This is a genomic window from Ponticaulis koreensis DSM 19734 (assembly GCF_000420665.1).
In the GTDB taxonomy this organism is placed as follows: Bacteria; Pseudomonadota; Alphaproteobacteria; order Caulobacterales; family Hyphomonadaceae; genus Ponticaulis; species Ponticaulis koreensis.
The window spans coordinates 268,096-284,208 of the sequence record NZ_ATVJ01000002.1 but is presented as its reverse complement, the minus strand read 5'-3'; the positions used below and the strand labels follow the sequence as shown (position 1 = coordinate 284,208).

Genomic DNA, 16,113 nt, shown 5'->3' with positions numbered 1-16,113 from the left:
TTGCTCCATGCTGTATGAATTTGTTCGCTTCGCCGACTTGTCAGACGATGATATTTCCGTTTGGAAAGCGATCATCTCCGGCGATATTTCGCTTTCAAGCCCGTTCTTCGAACCTGCATTCACCCGCGTTGTGTCTGAAGTCCGAGATGATGTATGGATCGTGCTTGGTCACCAGGATGGTAAATTGCAACTCGTATGGCCGATGCAACAGGACGGACGGGTGGCAGAACCAGTCGGTGCACCATTCTCCGACTATCACGGCCCCATCGTGGCGGCTGGTGCAGATTTTGATCCGGAAGAAATGATCAATGCTGTTGGCCTGAGCGTCATTAGAATGACGGGCGTGCATGACCAAGCCTGTCGGCTACACGCCTATGCACAGGAGTTTGATGGCGCCTTCGTAGTCGACGTTCGCAAAGGGGTGGATGCCTACTTTGCCACTCAGCGAGAACTCTACTCCCGTCACGCAAAAAAGCAGCGGCGCATCAAGCGAAAAATGGAGCGTGAGGTCGGTCCGATCAGCTTTGATTTTGATGACCGAAATGAAGAGCACTGGTCAACATTGATGCGCTGGAAGCAGCGTCAGTACAATGAGACGGGGCGCCATAATGTGCTTGGCCCGAAATGGGTACAGGACATGCTCTTTAGGCTATGGAAGAGCGATGATGCCGATTGCAGAGGGTATCTACATACTCTGACCCATGAGGGTAGACTCGTAGCTGCTGAGTTTAACCTTGGAAACAAATCCACCATCCACGGCTGGGTGCCTTCCTATGACCCGGAGTTTCACAGCTATTCTCCCGGTAACATGCTGCAGGATTTCATTATCGAGGGCATGGAAGACTACGGTCTGAGTTTCTACGATCTCGGTGTTTCGGCCGGTCACTATAAAAAATACTATGTCGAGTATCAGATACCCGTTATTCGAGGGGCGATCCGATCTTCTTCTGTAATGTCGACATTAGGCGGCGCAAATGAGCGGCTTTGGCTGAAGTTGGAAGACGCGCATATTCCGAAGGTCAGTCACGTAATGGGGCAGATTCGGCGCCGCTATGAAATTATCCGCTCCGCTGAACCGAGCTTCAGCGGCCGCATGGCGGGTGTAGCGAGCGCTGCTAAAAATGTTGTCAGCGGACCAAAACGTTCGTCGGAGCTGCCTGAAGATACGGAAAGCTGAAGACGTTTACCGATCTGTGCCCGCAATGGCTTGCGCATGTCCGGAGCGACGGTTAACACCTGAAGGGTATCGTTTTTTGGGGAGGTCCATGTGGCGACAGAAACGGACAGTCACATGACGCAAAGTCCTTCAGAAGAAACGCAGGCTTCCACAAAGAAGCCGGGTCCGATTATCGTGGCGCGCCATGGTCGTCCGGCTCTTGATCGTGCCGCGGGTCCACGCCTGTCTTGGCAGGAATACAAAGACTGGTGGGCGCGTTATGAAATCGGCAGCCTCGCCGATGGACAGGAAGCGCCTCAGAAACTCAAAGACATAGTCGCGGATAGTGATGTCGTTCTATCTTCAAGCCGCCCGCGTGCACGCGAGACAGCAATGAAGGCCGCACCTTGGGCTGATATCGAATCATCTGAGCTCTTTTGGGAGGCAAATTTGCCGCCACCGACCTGGGAGCGTGTACGATTTTTGCCGAAAACTTGGAATATCCTCGCGCGTGCTGCATGGCTTCGCGGGCATAAACTGGACGGTGAAGGCATACGCGAAGCTGAAGCACGTGCAGAACAGGCTGTGGACTATCTGATTGATCGCGCACAGGAGGGGCAAGTGTTTCTGGCTGCGCATGGTTGGTTCAATCGCATGCTGCGTCCACGTCTCAGAAAGCGCGGCTGGACTTGTAAGCAGGATGGCGGAGACCGGTATTGGTCATACCGGCTGTACACATTCGATGAATGACGTGTATCCCTGTAGCTTAAGATGTTCGGCTTATTTCCTGTAGGAGTAAAACATGGGTGATCAGACATCCGTTGAAAACCTGAGTTTTGAGGACGCGCTGAAAGAGCTTGAGACGATTGTCGAAAAGCTCGAGGGCGGCGATGTCGAACTCGAAGAATCTATCAAGATCTACGAACGCGGTGCCGCGCTTAAAGCGCATTGCCTCGGAAAGCTGAAAAATGCCCAGCTCAAGGTCGAACAGATCGTGCTTAATCAGGATGGTGACGTTTCAGCGACTCCCGTCTCTACAGAAAGCTGATTGGTGTTTCTGTGACGGATTTTGAAACCAAGCTTTCTGAAATCGCTGATAAAGTAACTGTCGTGCTGGATCGTCTGATTGCGCCAGCGGATGGGCCGGAGGCTCAGCTTATGCGAGCCATGCGTTATGCGTCGCTCGCGACGGGTAAACGTTTGCGTCCATTCTACGTGCTGACTTTCGGCTCGCTGTTTGATGCACCAGAAAAATCTCTGATGCGTACCGCCGCGGCGCTGGAATGCGTGCATACTTATTCGCTGATCCACGATGATCTTCCTTGTATGGATGATGATGATCTAAGGCGCGGTCAGCCGACGGTTCACAAAAAGTTCGACGAGGCGACTGCAGTTCTAGCTGGGGATGCCTTGCTCACGCTGGCGTTTGAAATTCTGGCGAGCCCCGAAACCCATCCGGATGCGCATGTCCGTTGCAAGCTTATTGAGAAATTGGCGAAAGCCTCCGGCGCTCAAGGCATGGTCGGTGGCCAGATGATCGATATGCTGTCTGGCGCCGTAAGACAGGATCTCAACTCCATCACCAGAATGCAGCGCCTCAAGACAGGCGCGCTGATTTCCTATGCTGGTGAAGCAGCCTGCATACTCGGCGGGGCAAGCGATGCCGAGCGACATGCAATTCAGGGCTTTACCCATGATCTCGGTCTGGCATATCAGATCGCCGATGATTTGCTGGACGTCGAAGGCGATCCGGAAGTCGTCGGAAAACAGACTCAGAAGGATGAAGAGGCCGGTAAAGCGAATTTTGTATCCGTTTTGGGTGTTGAAGATGCACGCCAGCGTGTGCGGTTTTTAGCCACACAATCCAAAGAACATCTCGCAATGTTCCGTAATCGTGCCACCTTATTGCTTCAATCCGTTGATTTTGTACTAGAACGACAAAACTAGATAAAAAGACGATTATAGTCGGAAATTGCTGAAATGACTACCACGCCGCATCTGGACGAAATTCACCTGCCTTCAGACCTCCGCGATAAATCTCGCGACGAGCTGAAGGTGATCTGTGACGAACTACGTACTGAGGTCGTAAATGCCGTTTCGACGACGGGTGGTCACCTGGGTGCCGGTCTGGGTGTTGTAGAGCTGACGGTGGCAATTCACCACGTCTTCAACACGCCAAATGATAAACTGATCTTTGATGTTGGGCACCAGTGTTATCCACATAAGGTTCTGACAGGACGTCGTGATCGTATTCGTACGCTTCGTCAAGGCGGTGGTCTGTCGGGGTTCACCAAACGCGCTGAAAGCGAATATGATCCGTTCGGTGCGGCTCACGCGTCTACGTCTATCTCAGCTGGCCTGGGGTTCTCTGTCGCCAGCGGGCTTGATGGGCGCGAAGACCAGACGGTCTGTCTGATCGGTGATGGCGCGATGTCTGCCGGCATGGCCTATGAGGCGATGAATAATGCCGGCGCGCTCAACAAGAAGTTGATCGTCATTCTGAACGATAATGATATGTCGATCGCACCTCCGGTCGGCGCGATGAGCCATTATCTGTCCAAGCTGGTTTCTGGTAAGCCTTATCGTTCGTTGCGCAAGCTTGCGAAAAACCTCGTAAAACCTATGGGGCTCGAAAAGCCGGTTCGTAAGGCGGAAGAGTACGCTCGCGGTTTCGCCATGGGTGGCACCATGTTTGAGGAGCTGGGCTTCTACTATATCGGTCCGGTCGATGGACATGACCTTGAAGTCTTGATCCCTGTGCTCGAAAACGTCCGGGACAGCTTTGATGGGCCGGTGCTGATTCACGCTGTTACGCAAAAAGGCAAAGGCTATGAACCGGCTGAAAACGCTGACGACAAGTATCACGGCGTTTCCAAATTCAACGTCGTAACCGGTGAACAGGCAAAAGCAAAACCGGCGGCGCCGAGCTACACGAAAGTATTTGGTCAGACGTTGACGGACCTCGCAAAATCCGATGATAAGATCGTGGGTATTACGGCTGCCATGCCTTCTGGTACGGGCATCTCGCTCTTTGCCGACGCGTTCCCCGAGCGAACCTTCGATGTGGGCATCGCTGAGCAACATGCGGTGACGTTTGCAGCGGGTCTGGCAGCAGATGGATTTAAGCCGTTTTCGGCGATCTATTCTACCTTCCTTCAGCGCGCCTATGATCAGGTGGTACATGACGTAGCCATTCAAAGGCTACCTGTGCGGTTCGCAATCGACCGTGCTGGTCTTGTCGGCGCGGACGGTCCAACCCACGCTGGCAGCTTTGATATCAGCTTTATGGGGCATTTGCCGCATATGGTGGTTATGGCTGCGGCTGACGAAGCCGAACTTGCGCGCATGGTTCTGACATCGTCTTTGATCGACGATTCTCCGTCTGCGTTCCGTTATCCGCGAGGAGCGGGCGTGGGTGTCGAAATTCCGACGGGTGATCTCCTTCAGCCTTTGGAAATCGGTAAAGGCCGCGTTGTTCGGGAAGGAAGTTCGGTCGCCATTCTCTCACTGGGCACCCGCCTTGCAGAGTGCCTCAAGGCAGCAAATTTGCTGAATGCACAGGGCCTCACAGCTACCGTGGCAGATGCCCGTTTCGCAAAGCCTCTGGATCATGCTCTGATCGACCAGCTGGTGCGCCATCATGAGGTTCTTATAACGGTGGAAGAAGGCTCTGTCGGCGGTTTTGGTGCGTTCGTGATGCACTATCTTGCGGACGCAGGTCATCTCGACCAGGGACTTAAAGTACGCACTATGACGCTGCCTGATATCTTTATTGATCAGGACAAACCTGAGGCTATGTACGAACTTGCAGGCCTCAGTGCGCGACATATCGCCGAGAAAGCAATTTCCGCTCTCGGCCGGGGCAGTGTAGCGGAGCTCAATAAGGCGGCAGTCTAGCCGCCTTCACCTTACGGTACCCCTTGATTTTAACGGTGATGACCGGCACTCAGATTGAAATATAAAAATCGTCTGAGGGAGATATCATTGTCCGGTCAACCAGTAGCCGCCTTACCAGAAGGCTGGCCCGTTATGTCCATTGAGGACGCAAGCAAAGTTCTTACATCACCAGGTCTGCCGTTTGAAATGGAAATCCAATCCGTCAATGGCGTTCGCATGCCTGTGTACAAGAACGCTTATCCTACTATGCGGGCTCTTTTTGAGTATGGTCGTGCGACTTGGGGGCCGCGCGATATGGTCGTTTTCGAAGACGAGCGGGTGACCTTTGAGGCAAATGCCCGGGCTGTGGAACATCTGGCAAAGGCATTGCTCAACGAATTCGGTCTGAAAAAAGGCGATCGCGTCGCGATCTGTATGCGTAACTATCCTCAATGGCCGGTCGCATTCTGGGCGTGCCTTGTTAGCGGTCTTATCGCCACGCCTCTGAATTCCTGGTGGAAGGGTGAAGAGCTCGAATACGGTCTTGAAAATAGCGTTGCGCGTGTCGCAATCGTGGATCCGCAGATTTTTGAGCGTATTCAGGAGCACTGGCCAAATGTCCCAACTCTTGAGCGGGTGATCGTAGCACGTGCAGATCAGGATGATTATGCCGACCCGAGTGTCACGGCACTTGAAGAAGTTATTGGCAATGTAGGCAATTGGGCGAAGCTCCCGGTTGTCGGGCTTCCAGAGGTTGAGCTTCTGCCGGATGACGACGCAACCATCATGTATTCGTCAGGAACTACAGGTCGCCCAAAAGGCATTCTGGCTACACACCGCGCGATCGTATCCAACATGTTCAATTCGATGGGTAATCAGGCGCGCGCGCTTCTGCGACGTGGTGACGAGATCCCGGTTAACGGGCCTGACGAGCCACAAAAGGCGACGCTCCTCGCAATCCCTTTCTTCCATGCGACGGGCGCTTTTGCTGTGCTGGCTCCGACGATGCATAACGGTCAGAAGATCGTCTCGATGTACAAATGGGACGCCGGTGAAGCGCTCCCTATCATTGAGCGGGAAAAGATCACGACATTTGGCGGCGTTCCAGCGATCGCATGGCAGGTATTGGAGCATCCGGATCGCGAAAAGTACGATCTTTCATCAGTGGAGGGCGTTTCATATGGCGGCGCGCCGTCTGCACCTGAACTTGTCGCAACGATTAAACGCACTTTTAAAGATGCGCATGCCGCGAATGGCTGGGGTATGACCGAAACCTGCGCCACCGCTACGCTCAACCTTGCTGAAGACTATATTATGCGTCCGCAAAGTGCCGGTCTTCCGGGCTTCGCAATGTCCCTCAAAATTGTTGGCCCTGACGGTAAGGAAGTGCCGCGCGGTGAGGTTGGAGAGCTTTGGTGCTTCGGCCCGTCAAATGCCAAACTCTACTGGAATCGGCCAGACGCAACCGCGGAAACCTTCATTGATGGTTGGGTCGTCACTGGTGACTTGGCGCGTATGGATGAAGAGGGTTTCCTCTATCTGGTAGACCGCGCTAAGGACATGCTCATCCGTGGCGGTGAGAACATCTACTGTATCGAAGTCGAGAATACGCTTTACGAACACCCGGCAGTTATGGATGCTGCCGTTGTGGGTATTCCGGATAAAGTGCTTGGTGAAGAAGTGGGCGCTGTGGTGCAGCTGAAACCCGGCATGGACGTAAGCGAGCAGGAAATTCGTCACTTCGTTGCAGGTAAGCTAGCGGCATTCAAAGTCCCAAAACGAGTGGAGTTCGAACGAGAGCCGCTGCCACGTAATGCGAACGGCAAAATCCTGAAGGGCGAGCTTAAAGAACGCTTCCTGTAATCTAAACCCAGTTTGCGGGGGCGAGTTACTCGCCTTCGCAAGCTACAATGCCTGTCTCATCGCAGCCTGCATCAAGCGCGGCTAGCAAAGAAACAGTTGCAGCAGCTAGATTAGCTTCTGTCTGAACAATCGTTTCACGGCTAGAAATAAGTGTGCGCTGGGAATCCAGAACATCAATGAAGCTGGCAAGACCCTCGCGGTACAAGGCGTCGAGTTGGTCGTAAGCCGCCTGACTGGCTTCCACGGCGCGAAGCTGTCCTTCAAGTGTCTCTTGGATGGCCTCAATGTTTACCAGCGCTATCTCAACTTCCTGAAGCGCGTCCAGCAGTGTCGCTCTATATGTGAGAGCGGCAAGTTCAGTGCGTGCGATCTGTATGTCGACCTCTGCCTGACGGCGTCCAAAATCGAATACAGGGATGTCTATGAGCGCGGACAGACTATAACCGATTTCGTCAGAGCGTCCTGAAACGTCACCAAAACCTGCCTGAATTTGACCTGGTATCCGAATGGACGGCAAAAGGTCTGCGCGTTCAGTATCTATCAAGGCCAAGGCGGAGCGATAGTCAGCTTCCGCAGCACGAACGTCCGGGCGACGTCTCACCAGATCAGCTGGAATACCGATATCAGAGACAAACTGAATCTGAGGAATGGTTTCTCTGTCAGGATTTGTGATCTGGTCCAGAGCCGACGGTTCTCCCATCAGGCGCTGGATTTCAAATTCCGCCTGCCTGCGTGCTGCGATGATCTGGCTACGCTGCGCAGCTGTGCGAGCGTAATCTGCCTGGGTGCGGTCTACGTCGAGTTTTGGTGACAAGCCGGCGCGATAGCGGGATTCCACAATTTGAAGCGTTCGCTCCTGAAGTTCCAACGTGGATTCTAACAGGGCCAGTCGGGCGCTGGCGCGGCGAAATTCGATATACTGGAGCGCAATTGCACGGGTTATCAAACGACGAACATCGTTTGCGTTCAAAGCACTTGATTCCAAAGCCGCCTGAACCGAGGCAATGCGAGCCGCAGTTTGTCCATTCAGGTCAGGATCGAACGTGCCGCCAATGCCGGTCGAGCCAGTAAAGTTTCCATCAAAGCCGCTAGTGATGACGCCGCTCAGCTGGTTGTTTACGAATGCGTCTAGTGTGGGAAGCAAATCTGATTGAGATGCGTCTCGCTGAAGCTGCGCGATATCGGTTTGCAAAAGCGCCTGGGCGACGCTGATGTTATTTTCTTGCGCGCGGTCTACCAGCTCAGTCAGAACCGGATCATTGAACCCAAGCCACCAGTCAGCATAGGAGAGAGTTGTGTCTTCTGCCGGAAGGTTTGTGACATAACTTTCCGGAAGAGATTGATCTAATGTAGGCTCTATGGTGCTCGTGGCACAGGCTGCGCAGAACGCAGTGGCGCCGAGTGCTAAAATTCGAATTGATGTCATTACTCTGCGGGCCCCGCATGAGGTTGCTCGTCCTGTTCGCTGTAACGTTGCAGATCGTTGTCCAGCTCATCGTCAGTCTGCGTTTTAGGAGAGGTGAAACGCGCGATTGAGAGATACAGAACTGGTGTCAGGAAGAGCGTGAAGACCGACGCCAGACCAAGTCCGCCAAAGATAACCCAACCGATAGCATTTCGCGCCTCTGCGCCCGCTCCGCTGGAGAGCAGTAGAGGGATGGCCCCGAATGCAGTTGAAATTACGGTCATGACGATCGGGCGCACGCGAACCGTCGCAGCCTCATAAACTGCGTCCTTCAGGGACAGTCCTTCAGCGCGCAGCTGGTTAGCAAACTCTACCAACAAGACGCCATTTTTTGCCATCAATCCGATCAGCAGCACGAGCCCGATCTGGGAATAGATGTTCAGTGACACGCCAGATAAGAATAGTGCATAGATCGCGGCTGCGAGCGCAAATGGCACAGTGATAATGATGATGAGCGGGCTGGACAGGCTCTCGAACTGGGCGACCAGCACCAGGAAGACGATCAAAAGCGCAAACCCGTAAGTGATCAAAAGATCGCGGTTGGACTCGCCTAGCGTTTCGGCCTCGCCACGAAAGATCATGGAGATGCCTTCAGGCAAGGTGTCGGCCGCAAGGCGTTGCATTTCTTCAATCGCTTCTGCGAGTGGCGTGCCTGACGCAACATCGGTTTGTACCGTAATTGCCCGTCGCTGTTCAACTCGGTCTAGCTCGGCGGCAACACCTTCCTCGACCAGAGTTGTAAGGCTCGAAAGAGACACAAGCTCACCGCTGTTAGACCTCACAAACAGATTGCTGAGATCGGTCGGTGTCTCAATGGCGTTGGTTTCTGCTTCCAACATGATTGGAATAGCCTGATCCTGCACGTTCAGGTCAGTGATATCTTCACCGCCAACCATTGCGCGAAGCGTCAATGAGATCTGATCGAGTGATACACCGAGATCTGCCGCGCGGCGTCGATCAACCTGAATGGATAGCTGTGGCTGTGTCGGCTGATAAGAAATTTCTGCGTTTGAGAGGATGGTCGATTCTGTCTCGACCGTGTCAGCAAGCTGGCGCGCTGCAAGATAGATTGACTGGTAATCAGGGCCTGTGAGTGCGACTTCAAGGCCTGAGCTGCGTCCACCACGGCCAAAGCTCAGACTGCTCGGCCCAAACGCGCTGGCTCGAATGCCGGGAACCTGTGAGAGTGGGCGGCGAAGTTCAGCGACAATTTCTTCCTGAGATCGCGTTCGTTCTTCCCATGGCGCAAGTTCGGCGGTGACGCCAACGCGGTTCGGGTCCCAGCGACCAACCACTGTAAAGATCGAACGGATTTCGCCTGAGTCCAGATACGGCTGAAGGATCGCTTCGACTTCGTCGGCCTGGCGTTCCATGAAGTTGAGTCCCACGCCGTCAGGACCGGATGCAAAGATTTCGATGCGCCCGCGGTCTTCACTTGGGACGAGCTGAGATGAGATGTTCTGGTATGCGAAGTAAGCGCCGCCAGCTGCTGCTAGGCTGACGAAAAATGTTACGAGTGGGAAGGCGAGACAAAGCTTGAGCATCCGGCCGTAGAGATCACGAAGCGGATTGCCGATGCGTGCGAAAACGTTTGGCTTATCGGATTTTTCTACGAGCGTGACTTTCGCTGCAATTGCTGGCGATAAAGTGAGCGCAACAAAGGATGAAATAATAACCGAGAAGGCGAGCACAAAACCAAACTCACGGAACAAACGGCCGACCGTCGATGGCAAGAATGAAAGTGGCACGAACACCGCCACAAGAACCGCTGTGGTCGCTATAACAGCGAAGAAAACCTGTCGTGTGCCTATTGCGGCTGCCGCGCGCTTTGGCACTCCCTGAGATTGCTGTCGTTGAATGTTTTCCAGGACAACAATCGCATCGTCCACAATCAGGCCGGTTGCCAGAACCAAAGCAAGGAGCGTGAGGAGGTTGATGGAGAATCCCATCAACCAGATGCCGGTCAGCGTACCGACAAGAGCAATCGGGATCGCGACAGTTGGAATGATCGTCGCTTTCCATGACCCGAGGAACACCCAGATTGTGGCGACTACGATAGCGACCGTGATCAGGAGAGAGATCAGAACTTCCTGAACGGATTTTCGAATGAAGACGGCATCGTCGGATGTGACGCTAATCGTGACACCCTCAATCCGGTTATTCAGGCGTTCGACAACATCTCGAACGGAGTCGGAAATCTGAATTGTGTTGGATTGGGCCTGACGTACCACGCCGAGACCAATGATTGGCTCACCATTGAGACGAAGCAGGTTGTTGGCATTGGCCGGAGCAAGTGTCACCTCCGCGACATCACCGATCTGAATATCATCACGGATGATGACTTCCTTGATGCGCTCGGGCGTAGACGCGGTTGCTTCTGCGCGCACGATTAGCGCCTGATCGGTTGACTGGAAGCTCCCGGCGGGCACGTCGAACGGGGCGAGGCGCAGAGCCGTTGCAACATCGCTGACGGTGAGACCGAAGCGGTTCATGCGCTGTGGATCGACGACGACGCGCATCTGGCGCTCGCGCGTGCCAAATTCGTTGAGCGTCGCGACACCATCAATGGCTTGCAGCGCTGGCATGATGTCGGTTTCGATAATACGGGTAAGCTCGTCTTCGGGATATTCCAGCGACACGACAGCCAGCTGCATCATTGGACGCGCGTCGTTATCGGCCTTGGTTACGAAGACGTTTTCCACGCCGTCGGGCAGGCGACGTTGCACACGGCTGACAGCTTCACGTACTTCGGAAGCTGCTGAGTTGAGATCGACCCCCGGATTGAACTCGATCCGGATGCGGGCCGAGTTTTCTTCACTGGAGGCGTTTATCTCTTTAACGCCAGAAACGGTTGCAACAGCGCCCTCAAGCACGCTGGTGACGTCGGCATCCATTGTTTCCGGTGCGCCGCCAGGAAGGCTCGCCGTAACCGAAACGATTGGACGGTCAACGTCGGGAAGTTCGCGGACTTCTACGCCAAATAGCGCAGCTACGCTCGCCAGAACAATGAGAAGGTTGAATACGGTAATGAGTAGCGGACGCTTGACCGCAAGTTCTGGGAGACCGGATTTAGGCGCGCCAATCATTGTACTGCAGCGCCCGTAATCGTGCGGCTGATTTCCGCGACAGGAATCTCGTTGTTAGCAGTCGGTTGCACCACAGAAACTGCCGAACCCTGACGAACTTTCTGAACGCCTTCTGTGATAATCATATCATTTTCGCTGAGATCAGCGCGGACGAGCGCATAGCCGTTGTCGCGAGACACGATCGTTACCGGAACCCGCTGAGCCTGGTTGTTCACGACCTTCCAGAGATATGCGCCGTCACCACCCCAGACAATAGACGCTTCTGGAACCGCCGGATAATCATTGCCGGGAAGCGAGAACTCGACACGGAAACTCATTCCTGGACGAAGGTCATCAGCGCTGTTGTCTACTGCAGCGCGGACCATGAATGAGCGACGATCAGCATCAATACGGCTATCCACGAAAGCGACAATGGCTTCGATGTCGCGTTCCGCAGCAGCGAACGGACGCATCGGCAGAGTGTCACCTACGTTGACCCGCCCGAATACCTGTTCAGGCAATGCGAAATCGACGAACAATTCCGTTCTGTCATCGATGCGGGTAATTTCGGTCTGCTGGTTTACCGTCGCCCCTATATCAATGTCGGTGAGCCCGACATAGCCAGAAAACGGAGCGCGTATTGTGCGATCCGCCAAAGTTTCTTCAGCCAGTCTCAGATCGATTGTAGCGGCCTCAACGGCCGTTTGTGCGCTATCAATCTGGCTTTCGGAAATCGCGCCGTCGACATCAATACGTTCATAGCGCGCGAGAAGTTGCTGTGCGTTCTGAAGCGTCACATTGGCCTGTGCTACACGAAGGCGTTCTTCAGCGCTGTCCAAACGCGCGAGGACCTGTCCTTCTTCGATATACTGGCCAGAAGTGAAGCTGACCGAAACGATTTCGCCGGAGCTTTGTGGATAGATAGTAGCTGCGAGACGTGCCCGGGCTGTCCCTACGGACTCGATTTGCTCGCGGTCAGCACGAAACTCTACACGTTCTGCCAGAATTCTTGTTGCGGGCATCTCACGCCCGCCACCCATCGCCGGGCCCGTCGATGCATTGTTATCGGAGCATCCGACGAGGAATAGGGCGGGGATCGCAATGAGGCCGAGGCGCTTCGGTGACATCAAACGCACAGTGTTTCCTTCAAATAGTCAGATTGCCTGTTGGCATTCCTACGCGTAATCGAACGTTCTGGATCACTATACGGGTGAACCTAGGGTTTCCGTCGCGTCGGATAAGGGAAATCCTACGCGGTTACGAATGTGTGATCTCTTACGACCAGCGAAGATCCAGCGTCGATGAGAAACGCGGATCCGTCTGGATATAACGCGGCGTGAATTGCCCCGCTGTATGGCCGGTTTCTGTGAAAGATGCGATCCGCCGTCCTTCTGCTTCCAGTGCATTAATCGGCCGTGTGTCGAAGTTGCGACCGCCTGGATGGGTAGGGAAGTAAGTGCATCCACCAATGGAGCGTCCAACACGGCTGTCATACAGGTCGAACGTTAGTGGTCCATGAGGCTGGATTGTCGGATGCAGACAGGAAGCCGGTAGCCAGGTCCGGAAACGTACGCCGCTAATCATTGTCTCGCTGCCCGGGATTTTATTCAGAGGGACAACGATGCCGTTGCAGAGCAATTGTCTCGATCCGAGATCGCCGGTCACGGTGACCTGAATGCGTTCCAGAGACGAGTCTACGAAACGGGCGGTTCCTCCGACTGCGCCTTCCTCGCCCAACACGTTCCATTGCTCCAGAGCATGGCGTAGCTCAATATCAACTCCGTCATAGGAAACGTTGCCGATTTTCGGGAACCTGAACTCCATGTGTGCATCGAACCAGCTTGGGTCCAGCTGAACACCGGTGCCTTCGGAGACTTCTCGCAGAATGTTGTTCAGGTCTGCGCGAAGGACTGCAGGCAGCATGAACTCATCATTCAGGTCCGTCCCGAGCGGCTTGAGGGGCGCCGTGTAAGGCGTGGTCCAGAACCAGGCGATAAGCGCCCTTAGCAAGAGTTGCTGAGCGAGATTCATTTCTGCGTGCGGAGGCATTTCGAACGCGCGGAATTCAACCAGTCCGAGGCGCCCTGCGGGACCATCCGGAGAATAGAGCTTATCAATGCAAATTTCGGAACGGTGTGTGTTGCCGGTCGTGTCGACAAGCAGGTGCCGCAACACACGGTCGACAAGCCATGGCGGTGCCTGTTCCGTAGATGGTGGCAGCTGTTTGAGCGCCAGTTCCATCTCGTAGAGTTGGTCGTGGCGGGCTTCGTCGATACGCGGCGCCTGACTTGTTGGCCCGATAAACGTTCCAGCGAAGAAGTAGCTCAGGGCAGGGTGGTTCTGCCAGTATCTGATGATCGAGGCCAGCAGATCCGGGCGACGAAGGAACGGACTGTCGTTTGGTGACGCGCCGCCCATGACGATGTGCGCGCCGCCCCCTGAGCCAGTCGGTCGACCATTAATCAGAAATGTCGATGAATCCAGCCCACACTGACGGGCGTCTTCGTACAATGTGCGTGTCAGATCTGAGAGCTCATCCCATGTGGACGTAGGCTGCACGTTGACTTCGATTACGCCCGGATCCGGTGTGACCTTGATTTCGCTGATGCGTGGGTCACGAGGCGGCGGGTAGCCTTCAATCCGCACTGGTAGCCCCGTCTGTGACGCGGCTTCTTCAACGGCGTAGATCAGATCAAGGAACGCTTCTGTTGAGAACACAGGCGGCATAAATACACACAGATGGCCGTCGCGATGTTCAATTGACATCGCGGTTCGGATGCCCGCCTGAACGAACTCGCGCTCTGGCATATACTCTGGTACGGCACGCTTGCCAGTGTCGCCAGATGCCTTACTTTGCAGGCGTGGCGGCAGGTTCTGAGGTGCTGCAATTTCGCCTTCGATCGCAAACGGATCGAGAGGAATTAGACCCGGATAGAGGCTCGCATTCAGCTCAGGAAGCGATTTGAGCGGAAGACGGAAACCTGCGGGGCTGTCGCCCGGCACCAGGAAGAGTTTGCCGCGGCGGCTTTCCCAGATTTCAGTCATCCATTCGAAAATCCGGCCCTGCTTGTTACGAGCTTGCTGAGTCTGAAGTGGAATGACGAAGCCTTTTGGATGTCCAAGGCCTTGTTCGAACGCACGAGCCAGTGTGCGGCGTTCCTCGGATTTTTTTAGCTTTGGATCTTCAGGATCGAGATTGATCGGAAGATTGCCCTCACCGAGAATAATTTCAGCAGGGTCCTCATAAATTGGTTGGGCGCATTCCGGCGCCAGATCGAGGCGCGTCGCAATTGTCTTGGCGAGCACTTCGGCATCTTCGGATTTAAATGATGCCGGCTCTTCTTCTTTTTGGATCAGTTCGGGATTGCGCCACAGATGTTCCCCGTCATTGCGCCAGTAAACTGTGAATGCCCAACGCGGGAGCGGTTCGCCCGGATACCATTTTCCCTGACCGTGTGTGAGCAGGCCATTTGGCGCATACTTCTTTTTGAGACGACGGATCAGCTGGTCGGCATATGTGCGCTTTTCCGGACCAACCGCGTCCGTTGTCCATTCTGGCGCATCACGGTTCGTTTCTGACACGAAGGTCGGCTCTCCGCCCATGGTCAGACGGACATCATTATCGTTGAGAATTTTGTCGATCGCGCGGCCTGCGATATTGATCTTTTCAGACTGCGCCGGACTCAAAGGTTTAGAATGACGGGGTGGATCAATGAGACGCTCGACCTTCATTTCGAAGTCGAACTCTACTTCGCAAGGTTCCAGTCCGCCAGAAATAGGGGCTGCCGATGATGGCACAGGTGTCGCTGCAAGCGGGATATGCCCTTCACCTGCAAACAGGCCTGATGTTGGGTCGAGCCCGATCCAGCCAGCTCCGGGAATATAGATTTCCACCCAGGCATGCAGATCTGTAAAATCGACTTCTGGACCAGATGGGCCTGTCACAGACGCGATGTCGGCGGTTAGCTGCACCAGATAGCCTGAAACAAATCGTGCTGCGAGTCCGAGGCGTCGGCAGATGTTGACGAGCAGCCAGCTGGAGTCGCGGCACGAGCCTTTTGCCAGCGCCAGCGTTTCCTCGGGCGTCTGAACGCCGGGCTCCATGCGAATTGTGTAGTCAATTTTGGCTTCGACGAGCTGGTTCAACGCGACAAGCGTATCGACGGTTGACGTCGCTTCGCCTTGCTTTGATCCCCAGATCTTCTTCGCCTGCAGGAGAAATTTCTCGAACTGCGGTCCTGTCGTGTCTGTTTCAAGATAGGGCTGGAGCTGCTTTTTGGTGTCGTCGTCGTAGCTAAAAGGCGTGTGGGACGCACTGTCTTCCAGAAAGAAGTCGAACGGGTTGATCGCGATCATGTCAGCGACAAGGTCGATCTCTACAGAAAACTGCGTCGTCTTTTCAGGAATGACGATGCGAGCAAGGTAGTTCCCGAACGGGTCTTGTTGCCAGTTGATAAAGTGATCTTCTGGCAGAATGGTCTGGCTATAGCTGACGATTGGCGTGCGGCAGTGAGGCGCCGGGCGTAGCCGGATTGTCTGCGGCCCCATTTTGACAGGTTTGTCGTAGGAATACGAAGTGCGGTGCGTAAGGCCAATGCGTATAGTCATAAGGCATGGCTAACGCCTAAATCGGACGGCCTGCAACCAAAACAATCAATTACGTGATTTTTTTCGGTCTTTGTCTTGGT

Annotated in this window: 10 protein-coding genes; 6 read left to right on the top strand and 4 right to left on the bottom strand. The window is 54.4% G+C overall.

The genetic code is table 11. From position 1 onward, the window contains the following. Nucleotides 1–7: 7 nt before the first annotated feature. The 6 genes from G523_RS0113155 (at nucleotide 8) to G523_RS0113130 (ending at nucleotide 6,895) form a co-directional block, all read left to right on the top strand. Entirely contained in the window at nucleotides 8–1,177 is a 1,170-nt protein-coding gene (locus G523_RS0113155) for a GNAT family N-acetyltransferase (RefSeq protein ID WP_022695528.1), read from the top strand. Nucleotides 1,178–1,291: 114 nt separating this feature from the next. Further along, nucleotides 1,292–1,906: a histidine phosphatase family protein gene (locus tag G523_RS0113150; RefSeq protein ID WP_027441733.1), complete on the top strand. Its 615-nt coding sequence runs from the start codon at nucleotides 1,292–1,294 to the stop codon at nucleotides 1,904–1,906. Nucleotides 1,907–1,958: 52 nt separating this feature from the next. Next, nucleotides 1,959–2,204, top strand: a complete 246-nt coding sequence (locus G523_RS0113145) for an exodeoxyribonuclease VII small subunit (RefSeq protein ID WP_022695526.1) — start codon at nucleotides 1,959–1,961, stop codon at nucleotides 2,202–2,204. A gap of 11 nt (nucleotides 2,205–2,215) precedes the next feature. Beyond that, on the top strand, nucleotides 2,216–3,103 hold the full coding sequence (locus G523_RS0113140) for a polyprenyl synthetase family protein (RefSeq protein WP_022695525.1): 888 nt from the start codon (nucleotides 2,216–2,218) through the stop codon (nucleotides 3,101–3,103). A gap of 33 nt (nucleotides 3,104–3,136) precedes the next feature. After that, nucleotides 3,137–5,053 (top strand): 1-deoxy-D-xylulose-5-phosphate synthase, encoded by a 1,917-nt coding sequence (gene dxs, locus G523_RS0113135; protein WP_022695524.1) that lies wholly within the window; start codon nucleotides 3,137–3,139, stop codon nucleotides 5,051–5,053. Nucleotides 5,054–5,185: 132 nt separating this feature from the next. Next, entirely contained in the window at nucleotides 5,186–6,895 is a 1,710-nt protein-coding gene (locus G523_RS0113130) for a class I adenylate-forming enzyme family protein (protein ID WP_051134847.1), read from the top strand. A gap of 25 nt (nucleotides 6,896–6,920) precedes the next feature. Here G523_RS0113130 and G523_RS0113125 read toward each other — a convergent pair whose 3' ends face one another. From G523_RS0113125 to G523_RS0113110, 4 genes are all read right to left on the bottom strand, one after another. Continuing rightward, a complete protein-coding gene (locus tag G523_RS0113125; protein ID WP_022695522.1) occupies nucleotides 6,921–8,321 on the bottom strand; it encodes a TolC family protein in 1,401 nt (466 codons plus the stop codon). Next, nucleotides 8,321–11,446 (bottom strand): efflux RND transporter permease subunit, encoded by a 3,126-nt coding sequence (locus G523_RS0113120; RefSeq protein WP_022695521.1) that lies wholly within the window; start codon nucleotides 11,444–11,446, stop codon nucleotides 8,321–8,323. The genes G523_RS0113125 and G523_RS0113120 overlap by 1 nt, the downstream gene beginning before the upstream one ends. Next, on the bottom strand, nucleotides 11,443–12,552 hold the full coding sequence (locus G523_RS19300; RefSeq protein ID WP_022695520.1) for an efflux RND transporter periplasmic adaptor subunit: 1,110 nt from the start codon (nucleotides 12,550–12,552) through the stop codon (nucleotides 11,443–11,445). Before G523_RS19300 ends, G523_RS0113120 begins: the two co-directional genes overlap by 4 nt. 148 nt (nucleotides 12,553–12,700) lie before the next feature. Continuing rightward, nucleotides 12,701–16,033, bottom strand: a complete 3,333-nt coding sequence (locus G523_RS0113110) for a transglutaminase family protein (RefSeq protein ID WP_022695519.1) — start codon at nucleotides 16,031–16,033, stop codon at nucleotides 12,701–12,703. Nucleotides 16,034–16,113 lie beyond the last annotated feature (80 nt).

Bases quoted from the DNA above. Each gene is read 5' to 3' on its own strand.
- G523_RS0113155 (WP_022695528.1), top strand. From the start codon at position 8: ATGCTGTATGAATTTGTTCGCTTCGCCGACTTGTCAGACGATGATATT.
- G523_RS0113150 (WP_027441733.1), top strand. From the start codon at position 1,292: ATGACGCAAAGTCCTTCAGAAGAAACGCAGGCTTCCACAAAGAAGCCG.
- G523_RS0113145 (WP_022695526.1), top strand. From the start codon at position 1,959: ATGGGTGATCAGACATCCGTTGAAAACCTGAGTTTTGAGGACGCGCTG.
- dxs (WP_022695524.1), top strand. From the start codon at position 3,137: ATGACTACCACGCCGCATCTGGACGAAATTCACCTGCCTTCAGACCTC.
- G523_RS0113130 (WP_051134847.1), top strand. From the start codon at position 5,186: ATGTCCATTGAGGACGCAAGCAAAGTTCTTACATCACCAGGTCTGCCG.
- G523_RS0113125 (WP_022695522.1), bottom strand. From the start codon at position 8,321: ATGACATCAATTCGAATTTTAGCACTCGGCGCCACTGCGTTCTGCGCA.
- G523_RS0113120 (WP_022695521.1), bottom strand. From the start codon at position 11,446: ATGATTGGCGCGCCTAAATCCGGTCTCCCAGAACTTGCGGTCAAGCGT.
- G523_RS19300 (WP_022695520.1), bottom strand. From the start codon at position 12,552: ATGTCACCGAAGCGCCTCGGCCTCATTGCGATCCCCGCCCTATTCCTC.
- G523_RS0113110 (WP_022695519.1), bottom strand. From the start codon at position 16,033: ATGACTATACGCATTGGCCTTACGCACCGCACTTCGTATTCCTACGAC.